The following is a 16,328-nucleotide window of genomic DNA, read 5'->3' on the forward strand; positions in this document are numbered from 1 at the left end:
GGCTCAGACATCCTCGTCGGCGTCGGCCATCTGGTTCTTCGGCCTGACGAGCGGTTCCGGCTTCACCGGCGCGGAATGCAGCATATGCCGCCCCGCCGCCAGTCCTTCCACCGCCTGGAGCTCCAGCCGCGCCTCGTCGCGGCGGCGGATGTCATCGCTGATGGCCACCGCGTCATCGGGCTCGACGCCGAGTTCCTCCAGCGTTTCGCGGCCGAAGACGAGCGCGGATTCGAACGTTTCGCGCACGTCGTGCTGCACGCCGCGGGCGCGCAGCGAGAGCGTGTGAATGCGGTCGTAAGAGCGCACGAAGACGGTGGCGTTGGGGTATTCCGACTGGACGAGGTCGACGATGCGGTCCGTGGTGGCCTTGCCGTGCGTGCAGACGGCGACGATCTTCGCCCGTTCAATGCCTGCGGCCCGCAGCACGTCCTTGCGCGTGCCGTCGCCGAAATAGATGCGGAAGCCGAAATTCGCGGCCTGGCGCACGCGGTCTGTCGAATGGTCGATGACCGTCACCTCGCGGCCGCCGGCCAGCAGGATCTGGGCGGCGATCTGGCCGAAGCGCGAAAAGCCGATCATCAGCACGTCGGCGCCAGCACCTTCGAAATCCTCCTCCATCTCCTCTTCGGGATCCTCCACCAGCAGGAAACGGGAGAGGGCGGCGGCAATCGGCGTCAGCGCCATGGACACGGTCACGACGGCGATCAGCAGCGAGGCGAGCCCGCTGGAGAAGATGCCGGCCGCGGCTGCCGCCGTGAAGAGCACGAAACCGAATTCACCGCCCTGCGGCAGCACCAGCGCGATCCGCACCGCATCGTTGTGCACGGAGCCGGTGAAGCGGCAGAGACAGTAGATGACGAGGCCCTTCACCAGCATGACGGCCGGTGTCGCGATGAGGATCGTCAGCCAGCTCGCGAAGATCACGTCGAGATGCAGGGACAGGCCGACCGCCATGAAGAAGAGGCCGAGCAGAATTCCGCGGAAGGGCTCCACATCCGCTTGCAATTCGTGGCGATAGGAGGAGTCGGCAAGCAGCACGCCGGCGAGGAAGGCGCCCATGGCCATGGAAAGCCCGGCCATCTGCAACAGCATGGCGGCAGCGAGAACCACGAACAGCGCCGCCGCGATCATGGCCTCTCGGGCGCCGGTGCGCGCGATGATCTGGAACAGCGGGTTGAGCAGGTAGCGGCCGGCGACCAGCAGCGCGGCGATCGCCCCGACCGCGACCATGAAATCGTGGAAGGCGCTTGTCGTGTCCTCGGGCGCCTGTTCGGCCAGCAGCGGTATCAGCGCCAGGAGCGGCACGATGGCGAGGTCCTGCAGCAGGAGCAGCGAAAAGGCGCGCTGGCCGTAGCGCGTATTGGTGTCGCCCCGCTCATCGAGGATCTGCATGGCAAACGCGGTGGAGGACAGTGCAAGGCCGAAACCGATGATCAGCGCACCGTCCCACTCCTCCAGTCCGAAGAGCAGCACGAGCCCCGCCAGAATGAGCCCGGTCACCACCACCTGCGCGATGCCGAGCCCGAAAATGTCGTGCCGCATCGACCACAGGCGCGAGGGCTTCAGCTCCAGCCCGATCAGGAAAAGCAGGAACACCACGCCGAGTTCGGCGACGCCCAGCAGCTCTTCGCCATCGCGGATCTGGTGCAGGATCGGGCCGATCACCACGCCGGCTGCGAGATAACCGAGAATGGTGCCGAGCCCCAGCCGCTTGAAGATCGGCGCGGCAAGAAGCGCCCCGCCGAGCATCATCAGGACCTCGTTGTACGAGCTGTGGGTATATTGCATGCGGAAGGCTTTCTCTGCGGGGTGGCGGCTGCACGGCAAAAAAGGAACGACCTCCCTTGATGCCTGTGTCGGCGCACAATAAATGGGGCATCAAAGAAAGGCCAAGTCATGTCACAGACAATCGATTCCGCAAGCCTTCTCGAGCGCGCCGGTGAACTTATCGACCGCGCCATTCAAGCGGGGGCGGATGCGGCCGATGCCGTCGTCGTCCGTGGCCGGTCCTCGTCGGTGAGCGTGCGCCTCGGCAAGGTCGAGGGCACCGAGGCCTCCGAAAGCGACGATTTCTCCCTGCGCGTCTTCGTCGGAAAACGCGTCGCCAGCGTCTCGGCCAATCCGGGCTTCGACCTGAAGGTGCTCGCCGAGCGCGCCGTAGCCATGGCCAAGGCCTCGCCGGAAGATCCCTTCGCGTCGCTCGCCGCCGAAGGTGACCTGGCGAAGGAATGGCCTGACCTCGATCTCTTCGACCCGACCGAAGTCTCCGCCGACCAGCTCACCGAAGCGGCCCTTGCCGCCGAGGCCGCGGCGCTCGCCGTTTCCGGCATCACCAATTCCGGCGGTGCGGGCGCATCCGCCGGCATGGGCGGCCTTGTGCTGGCCACCTCCCACGGCTTTTCCGGCGCCTACAGCGCCAGCCGCTTCGGCCGTTCCGTCAGCGTCATTGCGGGCGAAGGCACGAAGATGGAGCGCGACTACGATTTCGATTCCGCGCTGTATTTCGCAGAATTGCGCGATGCCAAGGAAATCGGCCGCGAGGCCGCCGCCCGCGCCGTACGCCGCCTCAATCCACGACAGGTGCCGACAGCGAAGAACGTGACGGTGGTCTACGATCCGCGCGTGGCGCGCGGCATTGCCGGCCACATCGCCGGTGCGATCAACGGCGCGTCCGTCGCCCGCAAGACGAGCTTCCTGCGCGACCGCATGGGCAAACAGGTCCTGAAGGCAGGGCTTTCCGTCACGGACGATCCGCTCATCGTGCGCGGTCCCTCGTCGCGTCCCTTCGATGGCGAAGGCGTCACCGGCAAGCGCCTCGCGATGATCGAGGACGGCGTGCTGCAACACTGGTTCCTCTCCACCTCCACGGCGAACGAACTCGGCCTGAAGACGAACGGCCGCGGCGTGCGCGGCGGCACATCGGTCAGCCCGGCCTCCACCAACCTTGCGCTGGAGCCCGGGGAGATGTCTCCGGAAGACCTCATCCGCTCGGTGGGCAACGGTTTCTACATCACCGAGCTTATCGGCCAGGGCGTCAATATGGTGACCGGCGAATACAGCCGCGGCGCCTCCGGCTACTGGATCGAAAACGGCGAACTGACCTTTGCCGTCTCCGAGGTGACGATCGCCTCCAATCTCGTCGACATGTTCCTTCGCATCACGCCGGCAAACGACATCGACCGCTCGTTCGGCGTGGCGGCGCCGACGCTTGCCATAGAGGGCATGACGCTTGCGGGAACGTGACCCCATGCGCCCCGCCGGAGATTGGGCCGCCGATCTCGACCTCCTCGTGGGGGCCGCGCGGCTGGCCGGCGCCAAGGCGCTGGAATTCTTCCGCAAGGGGCCGGAAGTCTGGTGGAAGAACGGCGGCCGCTCGCCGGTGAGCGCCGCCGATTTCGCGGCAAACGATATCCTCAAGACGCAGCTGCTCGGTGCCCGGCCCAACTACGGCTGGCTGTCGGAGGAAACCGACGACGATGCCGCGCGCCTCTGCTGCGAAACCGTCTTCGTCATCGATCCCATCGACGGCACGCGCGCCTTTATCGGCGGCAAGGACATCTGGTGCGTCAGCGCTGCCGTCGTGCATGAGGGACGACCGGTTGCCGGCGTTCTCTTTGCGCCCGCGCTCGATGAACTGTTCACGGCATCGGCCGGCGGACCCGTGCTGAAGAACGGCGCGGCCATCGCCGTGACCGGGCCGGACGATACGCGTGCGATGCGTGTGGCGGCGCCCGAGGACATGGTGCGCGACATCGATCGCCGGCAGATCGGCGATATGAGTCGTATCGCCCATGTGCCGTCGCTTGCCTATCGTCTCGCCATGGTGGCGGATGGCCGCATCGACGCGACGCTGGTCAAACGCAACGCGCACGACTGGGATCTGGCGGCCGCCGATCTCATCCTTGCGCAGGCCGGCGGGGCGCTTGTGTCGCTGGACGGTGAGCCGTTGGTCTACAACCGGCCGGCCGTCAGCCACGAGACGCTGTGCGCTGCCGGGTTGTCCCGGCTTTCCGGGCTTGTCGAGGCCGCACGCGACCTCTCCGACCATTGACCTTTCATGCGGAATACCGCAAACCGTGAGCCGAATTCGGCACAATAAAGAGAGAAGACATGACCGATACGTCCGAACCCAAGCAACTCCTTCATCTCGTTTTTGGCGGCGAACTGAAGACCCTCGACGACCTGCAGTTCCGCGACCTCGACAGCCTCGATATCGTCGGGATCTACCCCGATTATGCGAGCGCGCTCGTCGCCTGGAAATCCAAGGCCCAGCAGACCGTGGACAATGCGCATATGCGTTACTTCATCGTGCACATGCACCGTCTCCTGGACCCGCGCAAAGGCTGAGCCGACGTCACCGACCCCGTCCCGCGCGGCCTGACCGCGCCGGACAGAAAGACCGGACCCTTCATGATCCTCCATAGCCCGAAAGCCCCAACGAAGGTGTCTTGCCGATGAGCAGCCGGCTTGCCCGCCTCACGCTTTCGATCTACCGCTGGGGAGGCGTCGCGCTCTACCCCGTCATCGGTCCGTATCTGGCGGTGCGCGCCGCCAAGGGCAAGGAAGAGCGCGCGCGCCGCCGCGAGCGCTACGGCGTGGCGGGCGTGCCGCGCCCGGCCGGCCCGCTGGTCTGGTTCCACGCCGCAAGCGTCGGCGAGACCAACTCGATCATTCCGCTCATCAAGGAAGTGCGCCGCCGTGGCATCGCGGTGGTGCTGACGACCGGCACTGTCACCTCCGCGAAGGTCGTTCACGACCGACTGGGCTCCGACGTCATCCACCAGTATGTGCCGCTCGACCTGAAGCCGGCGGTCAGCCGCTTCCTCGAATATTGGCATCCCGACCTCGCCATCATGGCGGAATCGGAAATCTGGCCGATGACCATCCTGGAATTGAGCCGGCGCCATATTCCGCAGGTGCTGGTGAACGGCCGCATCTCCGATCGCTCCTTCCCGCGCTGGCAGCGCCGCCAGGCCTTCGCCGAGGCGCTGTTCGAAAATTTCGCGCTGGTCATCGCCCAGTCGGATGTGGACGCGGAGCGCTTCAGTGCGCTCGGGGCATTGCCGGTGACGGTATCCGGCAATCTCAAGGTGGATACCGATGCGCCGCCGGCCGACGCCGAGGCGCTCGCGACCTATCTCGGCCAGATTGCCGGCCGCCGGACCTGGGCGGCGATCTCGACTTTCGAGGGCGAGGAGGCCGCCGCCGGCAATGTGCACCGCGCCCTGAAGGAGCGTACGCCCGGCCTGCTCACCATCGTCGTGCCGCGCCATCCCGAGCGCAGCGACGCCGTCGCGGATATGCTGGCGGCGCGGGGCCTCAAGGTCGTCAGGCGCACCTCCGGCGAACCGCTGACGCCGGAGACGGATATCTTTCTCGGCGACACGATCGGCGAGATGGGGCTCTACCTGCGCATGACGGAGGTCGCCTTCGTCGGGCGTTCGCTCTTTGCCGAGGGCGGGCAGAACCCGCTGGAGCCGGCCATGCTCGGCTGCGCGATCCTGTCGGGCGGCAATGTGCAGAATTTCCGCGAGACCTACCAGAAGCTTGCCAGAAACGGCAGCGCCAAGATGGTGCGCGACGTCGAGATGCTGGCCAAGGGCGTGCATTATCTCCTCAACAACGAGGAGATGCGCCGGCAGATGATCGATGCGGGCCAGGAGACGGTGCAGGAAATGCGCGGCGCGCTGCGCGCCACCGTCAAGGGGCTCGAACCCTATATCAATCCCCTCACCGTGAAGGCGCGGCTCCACCCGCGCCAGGCCTCCTGAAAGGACGCGACATGACGAAGGCCGACGCGATCTCCGGTATCCTGTTCGACAAGGACGGCACGCTGCTCGACTATGCCAAGAGCTGGGTGCCCGTGAACTACGAGCTCGGCCGCATCGCCGCCAAAGGCGATGAGGACCTTGCCCGCAAGCTGCTCGTCGCCGGCGGCATGGATCCGGATACCGGCTATGTCACGCCCGACAGCCTCCTGGCCGCCGGCAATACGGTGGAAATCGCCGAGGGCTTCGTGGCGGCGGGCGCGCCGTTCACGGTGGAAACGCTCACCACCCATTTCGACGGGCTTTTCGCCAATTCGGCGCAGTTGGCCGTTGCCGTCACCGATCTTGCCGCCTTCTTCGCCACCATGCATGCGCGCGGCTACCGGCTGGGCGTCGCCTCCTCCGACAACGAGGCCTCCATCCGTGCGACGGCCAAGCGCTTCGGCTTCGACGGCTACCTGCACTATGTCGCAGGCTATGACAGCGGCTACGGCGTCAAGCCCGAACCGGGCATGGTGCTGGGCTTCTGCGCCGCCACAGGGCTCGAACCGCATCAGGTCGCCGTGGTCGGCGACAACAACCACGATCTCCATATGGGGCGCAGCGCCGGTGCCGGCGTCACCGTCGCGGTGCTGACGGGCACGGGCTCGCGGCAATCCCTGTCGGAGGCGTCGGACTATTGCCTCAACGACATCACCGAACTGGTGCCGCTCTTCTCGGGCGCTGCCGCCGCGCGCCCGGTGGCGTGAACGCCGCCGCGGCGCTGCACCCGCTCATTGGCACGATGGTTGATTTCCGCACCGTTCTCGCGTTTCTTGTGCCGTCGAACGGGCAGGGGTGCCTGCGGGGGATGAAATGGTAAGTGAAGCGCCGCCGTTCTGGTGGACGAAGCCCGACTGGCGAGCCCGGGCGCTCTGGCCGATCTCGCACCTCTACGGGTGGATTGCGGGGCGACGCATGCGCAGCGGCCGCCGCGCGCAGGTGCCGGTCCCCGTCATCTGCGTCGGCAATTTCACGGTGGGCGGCGCCGGCAAGACGCCGACGGCCATCGCCCTTGCCCGCGCCGCCAGGGCGCGGGGCCTGAAACCCGGTTTCCTGTCGCGCGGCTATGGTGGTTCGCTCGATGTCACCACCGTCGTCGATCCGCAGCACCACCGCGCCCGCGCCGTTGGCGACGAGCCGCTGCTGCTTGCCCGCGAGGCGCTGACCGTCATCTCCCGAAAGCGCATCAAGGGCGCGTTGAAGCTGGTGGAAGAGGGCGCCGACCTCATCATCATGGACGACGGTTTCCAGAGCGCGCGGCTCGTCTTCGACTACGCGCTTGTCGTCATCGATACCCGTCGCGGCATCGGAAACGGCCACCTCGTTCCGGGCGGACCGGTGCGCGCCCCGCTCGGTGAACAGATGCGGCAGGCAAGCGCCCTGCTTGCGATCGGCGACGGCGCGGCGGCCGACCGGCTGATCCGCCAGGCCGCGCGCGCCGGCAAGGCCATCCATCCCGCGACGTTGGTGACGGTCGCTGCCGGCGATCTCGAAGGGCAGGCCGTCATGGCCTGGTCCGGCATCGCCGACAACGAGAAGTTCTTCCGGACCGTGCGGGAAACCGGCGCGCAGCTCCAGATGACGCGGTCCTTCCCGGATCACCATTTCCTCGGCGAGGACGAGGTGGCCGAGCTGCTTCAGCAGGCCGAAGACCTGGGCTGCGGGCTCGTCACCACGGCCAAGGACAGCGTGCGGCTCGGCGGCGGGCACGGGCGGTCCGAGGAATTGCAGGAAAAGAGCCGGGTGATCGAGGTGGAAATCCGGTTCGATGACCCGAAGGGCCCGGACGCGATCATCGACGCGGCCATCGCCAATGCGCGGCAGCGCAAGCTGCAACGCCCGGCGGGGTGAACTCCGGTTCACCGGAAATTCTCTAGATTCCTCTTTTTACCGCATTATCCGACGCCGAAGCGACTTCGCTTCGGCTGGAAATGCTCTACCGCTTCTGCGTCGGCAGCGCGCCCGCGCGCTTTTCGGCATCGAGCGAGGCCGCGCAGCTGATATAGGCTTCCTGCCGCGCGACGCTCCAGTAGCGCAGTTCTTCGAGCGGGATCGTCTCGCCGGTCATCGCGCAGATGACGTGCGAACCCGGCATCAGGATCTGGAAATCGCCGTCGAGGTAGCGGATCTTCGCTTCCCGACTGCCGTTGCGGCCTTCAAAACGGTTCATCATCGATTTCAGTATCCGTATCACTGCTGGCAATTCCGCTTCGGCAAACGGTCCGTATCCGGAATTACGTCAAGAAAGCTTCATGGTGCATATCGCGGCGGGGGCCAAATTTCCAGCGCTTTCGCCGTTCAACTGCGCCCGAACAGACGCTCGATATCCGACAGCTTCAGTTCGATATAGGTCGGGCGGCCGTGATTGCACTGGCCGGAGCCGGGCGTGGCTTCCATCTGCCGCAGCAGCGCGTTCATCTCTTCCGGCCGCATGCGCCGCCCGGAGCGCACCGAGCCATGGCAGGCCATGGTCGCTGCGAGATATTCGAGCTTTGCCTTGAGGCCGTTTGCCGTGTCCCATTCGGCAAGCTCGTCCGCCAGCTGGCGGATGAGGCCGGTCGCGTCCATCTCGCCCAGCATGGCGGGCGTTTCGCGCACCGCGATGGCGCCCGGTCCGAAGCGCTCGATGCCGAGCCCGAGCGTGGCAAACTCCTCGGCATGGGCGACCAGCCGGTCGCAATCGTCTTCCGGCAGGTCGACGATTTCAGGGATAAGCAGCGCCTGCGCGGGCACGGCACGGGAATGCAGCGCGTTGCGCATGGCCTCGAAGACGAGCCGTTCATGCGCCGCGTGCTGGTCGACGATAACAAGCCCGTCCTGCGTCTGCGCGACGATGTAGTTTTCGTGCAGCTGCGCGCGCGCCGCCCCGAGCGGGTGGTGCTGCGGCGGCGCGTCGTCCGGCACAGGCTGCTGCGCCGTGAAAACCGGCTCGCTGCGCGCCGATGGCGTTGCGAATTCGGCAAAGCCGGCCTGCGCGGCGCGAAGCGGCATCGATGCTGCCGGCTCGAACGGGCGATAGGGCGAGGCGGCAGGCGTCCAGGGTGCAGTGGGGCGCTGTGCTTCCGGCCGGAAGGCGCGCATCAGGCCGCTGGCGCCCGTCGTGGCCGCCCGGTCGCCCTCACGTCCGAGCGCCTCGCGGATCGCACCGATGACCAGGCCGCGCACCAGCCCCGGATCGCGGAAGCGCACGTCGGATTTGGCCGGATGCACGTTGACGTCCACAAGTGCCGGGTCGATCTCGATGGAGAGCACCGCGACCGGGTACCTGCCATGCGGAATGGTTTCGGCGTAGGCCGCCCGCAGCGCCGACCAGAGAAGCTTGTCCTGCACGGGCCGGCCGTTCACGAAAGCGAACTGGTGCAGGCTATTGCCGCGATTGAAGGTCGGCAGGCCGGCGAAGCCCGTCAGCCGCACGCTCTCCCGCTCCGCATCGATCTCGATGGCATTGTCGCGGAAATCCCGGCCGAGCACCTGTGCGATGCGCGCAAGGCGATCAGTCCCCGTCGCGGGAAATTCGAGCGTCGTCCGGTCGGAGCCGGATAGCACGAAGCGCACATGCGGAAAGGCGATGGCCATGCGCCGCACGACATCGGAAATCGCGGACGCTTCGGCCTTCTCGCTCTTCATGAATTTCAGCCGCGCCGGCGTGGCGAAGAAGAGGTCGCGCACCTCCACCACCGTGCCGCGGTTGGCCGCCGCCGGGCGCACCGGCTCGACCTTGCCGCCCGTCACGCTGATCTCGGCGCCTTCGCTGGCTTCCGCCGTGCGGCTGAGCAGCGAAAGGCGGGCGACCGAGCCGATGGACGGCAGCGCCTCGCCGCGAAAGCCGAGGGTGCGGATATCCAGCAGGTCGGTGTCGAGCTTGGAGGTGCAGTGCCGGCGGATCGCCAGTTCCAGCTCGCCGGGCGCCATGCCGCAGCCATTGTCGGTGACGCGCAGCAGCGTCTTTCCGCCGCCCGCGGTGGCGATCTCGATGCGCGTCGCGCCCGCGTCCAGCGCGTTTTCGATCAGCTCCTTGGCGGCGCTGGCCGGGCGCTCGATCACTTCGCCGGCCGCGATCTGGTTGATGAGGGTTTCGGAAAGCTGCCTGATGGTCATGGCGCCATTTTCGCGGATTCGCGCGGCCCCCGCCAGTGGTCTTGGCCGCTTATCCCGGCTTGCGCGTGCCTGATGTGGCCAAGAGATTTAATCAGGCTTTAATAAAATGCTGCGAACGTGCTGTTTGGCTTGTATGAGCACAAGCGTGCCGGTCGCCCGGCGGACGATTTCAGCGTGGCTGGCCGCTGTCATTCCCATGTCCAAGAGCGCGTGAAGCGCCGATCAGCATGTTAGCGGGAATGCCAGACAGGCAGGGGTGGCCAATATGAATGATGTAGCGCCGTCAGACGCGCACATCCGGCTGGGAATGTTCGAGGCCGCGTGCGATATCCTCGCTGCGGCCGTGATCGTGTACGACAAGAACGACTGCCTCGTCTTCGCCAGCCGCCAGGCCCTTCGCTACTTTCCCATTCCCGTCGAAATGCTCACCCCCGGAACCCGCCTGCGCGATGTGCTGGGCGCGATCTTCGACAGCGGCATGCGCTATGGCATCACGCCGGAGCAGCGACACAAGGCGATCAACCGCGAGGAATGGATCTCCAGCCGCATCTCCGCCCATTGGCGCGAGCAGCACGACGCCGTCGAGCGGGTTGGCCGCGACCGATGGATCCATTTCCGCAAGCGCCGCCTGCCGAGCGGCTACAGTGTCAGCACCTTCATCGATGTCTCCGAGCAGAAGAAGCAGGAAGAGCAATGGCGCCTTGACCTCGAGCGTATCGCGCTGACCGAGGATATCCTGGAAACCCTGCCGTCCCCGGTCGTGATCAAGGATCGCAACCTGACCTACATCGCGGCGAACAAGGCTTTCTGCGCGATCTATGGAGCGAGCGCCGAAACCATCGTCGGACGCTCTAGCTGGGCCTTTGCCGATCCGGAAACCGCTGAACGGATCGAGCAGGGCGATCGCACGGTCCTGGAGACCGGCGAACCGACGAGCCTGGCCGAGCATATCATTCGCGCCGACGGTTCCGATCTCTACACCATCACCCACAAGTACCGCATCGGCGCACCCGAACATTACGTCGTCGTGACCGTCATGCAGGACGTCACCGCCTATGCGCGCGATCAGGTTGCCGACCTTGCGTCGGCCGACGCGGTGCTGCGCGTGGCCGGCGGCTTCATCGAGGCGCAGAACTGCTTTGATCCCGTTCGCGAGGCCGAACACCGGCTGCTGCTCGACCAGCTGGACCCCGACGAACTGCGGACGATCGCCGGAAAGCGCGTGCTTGTCGTCACCGACAATCCGCACATCGAGGATATTCTGGTCGCAGCACTCAAGGCGCGCGGCGCGGAATGCTGCGCCGTTCGCAGCGTCGCGGAACACCAGGCCTTCCTCGCCGCCGCCGCTGCCCGCAGCCTGGCTCTGGATTACATCGTCATCGACAGGAACCTGCCGGGGTGCGACACGATTTCTGTCAACGACTTCGGCATTGAGACACGGTTGATCACGCCCGACGATATCGGGCCGGATTTCATGCGGACTCTTGTCGACAGCCACGAACTCCTGTCGGAGGACGCCTCGCCGCTCGGCGAGATCGTCGTCACGCCGGCGACCTTCGCCGACGACTGGTACATCGCGACCGACATCACGACGATGCTGCCCGGCGCGGTCGGCGACGTCGAGGTGCTGGTGGCGGAGGACAACCAGATCAACCAGTTCGTCTTCTCGCAGATCCTCGAGGGCATGGGCGTCTCGCACCGCATCGCCGAGAACGGCGAGGAGGCGGTCATGCTGTGGCGCAAGCACCAGCCGCGCCTCGTGCTGATGGATATTTCCATGCCGCTGATGAACGGTATCGATGCGGCGAAGGAGATCCGCGAGGCTGAAAAGCTGACGGGCGCCCGCACGCCCATCGTTGCCGTCACCGCCCAGGCGCTGAACGTGGACATGCAGAACTGCATGGATGCCGGCATGGACGATTACATCACCAAGCCGGTAAGCCCCGACATGATCGAGGCCATCTACCGGCGCTATGTGAGCCGAATGGGCGAAAAATCCGTCGCATAGATGGGGAGAGGAAGGGTCAACCCCCCATATTTAGGGAGGTTGGTGGGCAGGACTGACGACTTGGCGCTATGCATTTGTTAACGCTCATGCCGCATCGTGAAGCAGTCTCCGGAGGTCGAGTGCAAGTACGGGTAATCATTAATGAAGTCTGCTGATCACGCGGCGCTGGATGTTTCCCAGACTGACCTCCATGCCATGGCCTATACCGACCCGCTGACCGGGCTGGGCAATCTGTATCGGCTGCGTGACAAGGTTCGCCAGATCGCCAAGGAGCGCGAGGAGGACCCCGCGCCCTTCGCCGTCGGCATCGCCAATCTCGACGGCTTCAAGCCCATCAACGATCTATTCGGTCCCCGTGCCGGCGACGAGATACTCTGCCAAGTCGCCCATCGCCTGAGGGCCTGCGTGCCGGATGGTGCCACGGTCACACGCCACGGCGGCGACGAATTCGCCTTCGTGCTGCCTCTCGTCTTCGAACGCAAGGGCGCGGAGAAGATCGGCCAGATGCTACGCGAGGTCCTGTCGGCGCCGTTCGATCTGGGCGACCGCAACGTGCGTCTGTCCGCCTCCTTCGGCTTTGCGATCTACCCCTTCGCCGGCGAGGACTTCACCGAGCTCCTGAAAAGTGCAGACACCGCGCTTTATCGCTCCAAGCGACGCGGCCGCGGCCAGATCACCGTCTATTCCCAGGAAATTGCCCAGGAGATGAAGCGGGCGACGCAGCTCGAACAGGCGCTGCGCAACGCCATCATCGCCAACGAGGTGGATGTGCATTTCCAGCCGATCGTCAGCCTGCGCGACGATACGGTGGTCGGCTTCGAGGCGCTGGCGCGCTGGTGCGACGCCGATCTCGGCTATGTCTCGCCGGCCGTCTTCGTACCGCTCGCCGAAGAGCGCGGTTTCATCGATGCGCTGTCCGACACGCTGCTGCGCAAGGCCGCCGAAGCAGCCCTTTCCTGGCCGAAGGAACTCTTCCTCTCCTTCAACCTCTCGTCCGCCCAGCTGATGGATCCGAAGACCGCCTTCAACACGCTGGCGATCCTCAACCGCGTGGGGCTGGATCCCCGCCGGCTGGAGCTGGAAATCACCGAAACCGCCGTCATGACGGATGCCGACACGGCCCAGAAGATCGTCTGCGAGCTGCGTGCGGCGGGCGTGCGCATCTCGCTGGACGATTTCGGGACAGGGCAGTCCAGCCTCGGGCGGCTGCGCGATTTCACCTTCGACAAGGTGAAAATCGACCGCGCCTTCGTCTCGCGTATCTCCAACGACAAGGCATCCGAGCACATCATCAAGGCCATCGTCACCATGTGCGAGGGGCTTGATCTGGCCGTCGTGGCCGAGGGCATCGAGGACTTCTCCGAGGCGCTGAAGCTCAAGGCGCTCGGCTGCGGCATGGGGCAGGGCTATTTCTATGGAAAGCCGGCGGATGCGGTGGCGACCATGCGCTACCTTGCCGATCGCTATGTCACCGTCGAGGGCCGCGCCGCATCCTGAGGGTGCATTTACCAATTCTCAACGCTGTCCATTAGCGGGGCAGCAAGTGTTTCTCACTACCCTGCGTTCATGTCGGCAACGATGGGGGTGTGCTGAATGACGACGATCAAGGATATGCCCGTCCGGGCAAGCAATCGTTCCAGCGTGCGGCTTTTCGCGACGGTGAAGATCATGCACCAGTCGACGCGGGCGCGTGTCGTCGATCTCTCGCCGAGCGGCATGGCCTTCGACATCGAAAAGCCCCTTCAGGTCATGCCGGGGCAGCTCGTGACAGTCGAAAGCGAGGAGCTTGGCCGTCTCAGCGGTACCGTGCGCTGGTATTCCAACGGCCGTCTCGGCATCCAGTACAAGCTGTCGACCAACGCGCTTGCTCAGATCACGTCCTATTTCCGTTTCTTCCACGAAGAGGTGCGTCCGGTCCTGCGCCGCTGACGCCCGCCATTTGCGTGCACGAAAAAGCCCGGTGGCGAGCGCCACCGGGCTTCTTTCGTTCAGCCTGAGGCTTATTCAGCCGGCTGCGTCGTGGAGGGCAGGGTGCCCGAAGTCGTCGACGACGTGGTCGAATTGTCGACCGGCTGGTTGGCCTGACGCTCGGAGACCTGCTGCGCCTTGGTCTTGAATTCCGGCGCTGCCTGCAGGCTTTCGGCGGTTTCGGTCGTGGTCAGCTTGACGTCGTCCGAATCCGGAACCTGCGTGATCGAGATCTTCTCGAACGGCACGGCAACCCACTTTTCGCCGATACCCAGGAAGCCGCCGACACCGATCACCGCAGCGTCAATGCCGCCGCTCTTTTCCATGATCAGGTCGGAGATCTTGCCAATGCTTTCATCGGCGCTGTTGTAGACCGACTGACCGATATAGGTGTTGGCGCTGATCTGCTCGTCCGACTGGGCGGTCAGATACTCGTCACCGGCAGCGGCCGGAGCCTGGGCCGTGTCTTCGGTCGGGGTCGTTGCCGGCGTTTCGGCCGTGTTCTGGTCAGTCGTTGCACCGGGGGTCGCAGCGGTGTCGCCGGGGGTCGTGCCCGTGGCGTCATCGTTGGTCATGCCCGGCTGCTGTTCCATCGTCTGGCCGGCTGCGGGCTGGTTGGTGTCCTGTGCATATGCCGCAGGAGCCAGGGCTGCGCCAAGGAAGAGTGCACCAGCGGCAACGGAGGTAAGAAGTTTCTTGCTCATAATAAACCTGCCTTTCGTCTCGTTGGTATCAAGGCGCGGCGGTCTCAAAGTATCCTCCGCACCGGCTGATGCACACACAACGGTGACTCCGGGGTTTGGTTCCGATAAAATTTGCCTCATTTTTGATGTCCGCCATGCAAAAGGAGCGGCTCTTGCCCGGTCGGGTCCCGGGCAGCCGCTCCCGCATATCGACGGTCAGGATCGCCCCTAGAGTTTGAAACGCGGCTCGAAACGGCCGTTCACCGTAACGCCCAGTTCGAAGGTCTGGCCGGCATGCGGATCCTTGTCGCGGGCGGCTTTATCCATGCCTTGCCAGGCGGAGGTCACCAGCAGGCGGTCGGCCTTGGCGCCGATGAAGGCGGGGCAGCTCGACTGCGAGGCAGGCACCCGATGGCGGGCGATCTTCGTGCCGTCGGGCGTATAGACGTCCACCGCATTGGCGCCCCAGCGCGCGTTCCAGATCAGCCCGTCCGCATCGCAGACCGCACCGTCAACGCCGCCGGGCGTTCCCGACTCGTCGCTCAGCACCTGCGGCGCGCCGGTCGGCAGGCCGGTGGCCGGATCGAGCGTGACGCGCATGAGGTGGTTCACATCCGTGTCGGTGAAATACCCGACGCTGCCATCCGGCGAAAAGCAGATGGCGTTGGGAATGGTGATATCGGAATAAAGCTTCGTCACCCGCTCGCCTGCAACGTGGTAGATCGCGCCGGCATGCGTTTCGGACTTGCGTCCCATCGTGCCGATCCAGAGTGCGCCTGACGGATGCACGCGTCCGTCGTTGGAGCGGTTGCCCGGCTTGTCTTCCAGCCTGGCGAAGGGGCTGAGCTTGCCATCGGCCACCGTGCGGATGAAGAGGCCCTTGTCGGATGCGATGAGCTGCCGATCGGCGTCGATCACGGCCAGCACGCTGCCGAGGAAAGGCAGGTCGTGCACGGTCTTCTTCATGGTGGCAAGCTGCAGCTCATGCAGCTTTTGCCCGATGATGTCGAACCAGAAGGCGGTGTCGGTCGCCGGATCGTAGGTCGGGCCTTCGCCCAGCGCGCTGTCGACGTCGCACAGGACGCGGCCGGTAAATGCATGGGTATCTGTCATCGTTTTCCTCCATAAACGGCATCATAGGCGTCGAGCGTGGCCTTGGCGCGCGTGCGCACCGCGGCGCCATCCATGCCCACCTTGTAGAGACTGGAGCCAAGGCCGAAGCTGCGGATGCCGATGGCGGCATAGTCGCCGAAATTCTGATCCGATACACCACCCACGGCGGCGATTTCCAGGTCCGGCGGCAGGATGGCGCGGATCGCCTGGATACCGGACGGGCCGAGCGCGCTGGCCGGGAAGAATTTCAGGCCCGTCGCGCCGGCCCGTGCGGCGGCAAGCGCCTCGGTCGGCGTGAAGACGCCCGGCATCGTGACCATGCCCTTGGCGGCGGCGGTGGAAATGACGTCAGGCTCGACATTCGGGCTCACCATCAGGCGCCCGCCGACATCCGCAAGGCGGCTCACGTCCTCGACGGTCAGCACGGTGCCGGCTCCGATGAGGCAACCCTCCGGCGCCATCTTCACGGCGATCTCGATGGACTTGAACGGCTCCGGCGAGTTCAGGGGAATTTCGATGGCCGTGAAGCCGGCCTCGATCAGCGTGCCGACGACATCCTCCGTCTCGTGCGGTTTCAGGCCGCGCAGGATGGCGATCAACGGATACTTCATCGGCGGGAAGGGGATGCGGCTCATTGTTGCGACTTTC

General features: G+C 65.4%; 15 protein-coding genes. 9 read left to right on the forward strand and 6 right to left on the reverse strand.

Annotation, left to right across the window (positions count from 1 at the left end; genetic code table 11):
• Positions 1–3: 3 nt before the first annotated feature.
• Positions 4–1,788, reverse strand: a complete 1,785-nt coding sequence (locus K6301_RS02430) for a monovalent cation:proton antiporter-2 (CPA2) family protein (RefSeq protein WP_247219049.1) — start codon at positions 1,786–1,788, stop codon at positions 4–6.
• 108 nt (positions 1,789–1,896) lie between these two features.
• Here K6301_RS02430 and K6301_RS02435 point away from each other — a divergent pair, with 108 nt between their 5' ends.
• From K6301_RS02435 to lpxK, 6 genes are all read left to right on the forward strand, one after another.
• Complete coding sequence (locus K6301_RS02435; RefSeq protein WP_247219051.1) at positions 1,897–3,243, forward strand: TldD/PmbA family protein; 1,347 nt, start codon at positions 1,897–1,899, stop codon at positions 3,241–3,243.
• 4 nt (positions 3,244–3,247) lie between these two features.
• Positions 3,248–4,051 (forward strand): 3'(2'),5'-bisphosphate nucleotidase CysQ, encoded by an 804-nt coding sequence (locus K6301_RS02440; protein ID WP_247219053.1) that lies wholly within the window; start codon positions 3,248–3,250, stop codon positions 4,049–4,051.
• 59 nt (positions 4,052–4,110) lie between these two features.
• Complete coding sequence (locus K6301_RS02445; protein ID WP_247219054.1) at positions 4,111–4,347, forward strand: DUF4170 domain-containing protein; 237 nt, start codon at positions 4,111–4,113, stop codon at positions 4,345–4,347.
• Between the two features lie 107 nt (positions 4,348–4,454).
• Positions 4,455–5,771 (forward strand): lipid IV(A) 3-deoxy-D-manno-octulosonic acid transferase, encoded by a 1,317-nt coding sequence (gene waaA / locus K6301_RS02450; RefSeq protein ID WP_247219056.1) that lies wholly within the window; start codon positions 4,455–4,457, stop codon positions 5,769–5,771.
• Between the two features lie 11 nt (positions 5,772–5,782).
• Positions 5,783–6,517 (forward strand): HAD family hydrolase, encoded by a 735-nt coding sequence (locus K6301_RS02455; RefSeq protein ID WP_247219058.1) that lies wholly within the window; start codon positions 5,783–5,785, stop codon positions 6,515–6,517.
• A 106-nt stretch (positions 6,518–6,623) separates the two neighbouring features.
• The gene (gene lpxK, locus K6301_RS02460; protein WP_247219060.1) at positions 6,624–7,661 is read left to right on the forward strand and encodes a tetraacyldisaccharide 4'-kinase; all 1,038 of its coding nucleotides are present in this window, start codon (positions 6,624–6,626) and stop codon (positions 7,659–7,661) included.
• An 85-nt stretch (positions 7,662–7,746) separates the two neighbouring features.
• Here the strand turns inward: lpxK and K6301_RS02465 are convergent, their stop codons facing one another.
• Positions 7,747–7,983: a DUF2093 domain-containing protein gene (locus K6301_RS02465; RefSeq protein WP_134648945.1), complete on the reverse strand. Its 237-nt coding sequence runs from the start codon at positions 7,981–7,983 to the stop codon at positions 7,747–7,749.
• A gap of 125 nt (positions 7,984–8,108) precedes the next feature.
• Entirely contained in the window at positions 8,109–9,908 is a 1,800-nt protein-coding gene (gene mutL, locus K6301_RS02470; RefSeq protein WP_247219062.1) for a DNA mismatch repair endonuclease MutL, read from the reverse strand.
• A 265-nt stretch (positions 9,909–10,173) separates the two neighbouring features.
• Between mutL and K6301_RS02475 the strand changes: the two genes are divergently transcribed.
• From K6301_RS02475 to K6301_RS02485, 3 genes are all read left to right on the forward strand, one after another.
• The gene (locus K6301_RS02475; protein WP_247219065.1) at positions 10,174–11,916 is read left to right on the forward strand and encodes a response regulator; all 1,743 of its coding nucleotides are present in this window, start codon (positions 10,174–10,176) and stop codon (positions 11,914–11,916) included.
• Between the two features lie 141 nt (positions 11,917–12,057).
• On the forward strand, positions 12,058–13,413 hold the full coding sequence (locus K6301_RS02480; RefSeq protein WP_247219067.1) for a putative bifunctional diguanylate cyclase/phosphodiesterase: 1,356 nt from the start codon (positions 12,058–12,060) through the stop codon (positions 13,411–13,413).
• Between the two features lie 96 nt (positions 13,414–13,509).
• Positions 13,510–13,845, forward strand: a complete 336-nt coding sequence (locus K6301_RS02485; RefSeq protein WP_134648941.1) for a PilZ domain-containing protein — start codon at positions 13,510–13,512, stop codon at positions 13,843–13,845.
• A gap of 71 nt (positions 13,846–13,916) precedes the next feature.
• On the opposite strand, the gene K6301_RS02490 is transcribed toward K6301_RS02485, so the two are convergent.
• The 3 genes from K6301_RS02490 to K6301_RS02500 all read right to left on the reverse strand — a co-directional run bounded on the left by K6301_RS02490 (position 13,917) and on the right by K6301_RS02500 (position 16,315).
• A complete protein-coding gene (locus K6301_RS02490) occupies positions 13,917–14,588 on the reverse strand; it encodes a PRC-barrel domain-containing protein (RefSeq protein WP_134648940.1) in 672 nt (223 codons plus the stop codon).
• A gap of 207 nt (positions 14,589–14,795) precedes the next feature.
• The gene (locus K6301_RS02495) at positions 14,796–15,680 is read right to left on the reverse strand and encodes an SMP-30/gluconolactonase/LRE family protein (protein WP_247219069.1); all 885 of its coding nucleotides are present in this window, start codon (positions 15,678–15,680) and stop codon (positions 14,796–14,798) included.
• Positions 15,677–16,315: a 2-dehydro-3-deoxy-6-phosphogalactonate aldolase gene (locus K6301_RS02500; protein ID WP_247219071.1), complete on the reverse strand. Its 639-nt coding sequence runs from the start codon at positions 16,313–16,315 to the stop codon at positions 15,677–15,679. Before K6301_RS02500 ends, K6301_RS02495 begins: the two co-directional genes overlap by 4 nt.
• Positions 16,316–16,328 lie beyond the last annotated feature (13 nt).

The organism is Shinella oryzae, from assembly GCF_023038235.1.
Taxonomy (GTDB): domain Bacteria; phylum Pseudomonadota; class Alphaproteobacteria; order Rhizobiales; family Rhizobiaceae; genus Shinella; species Shinella sumterensis.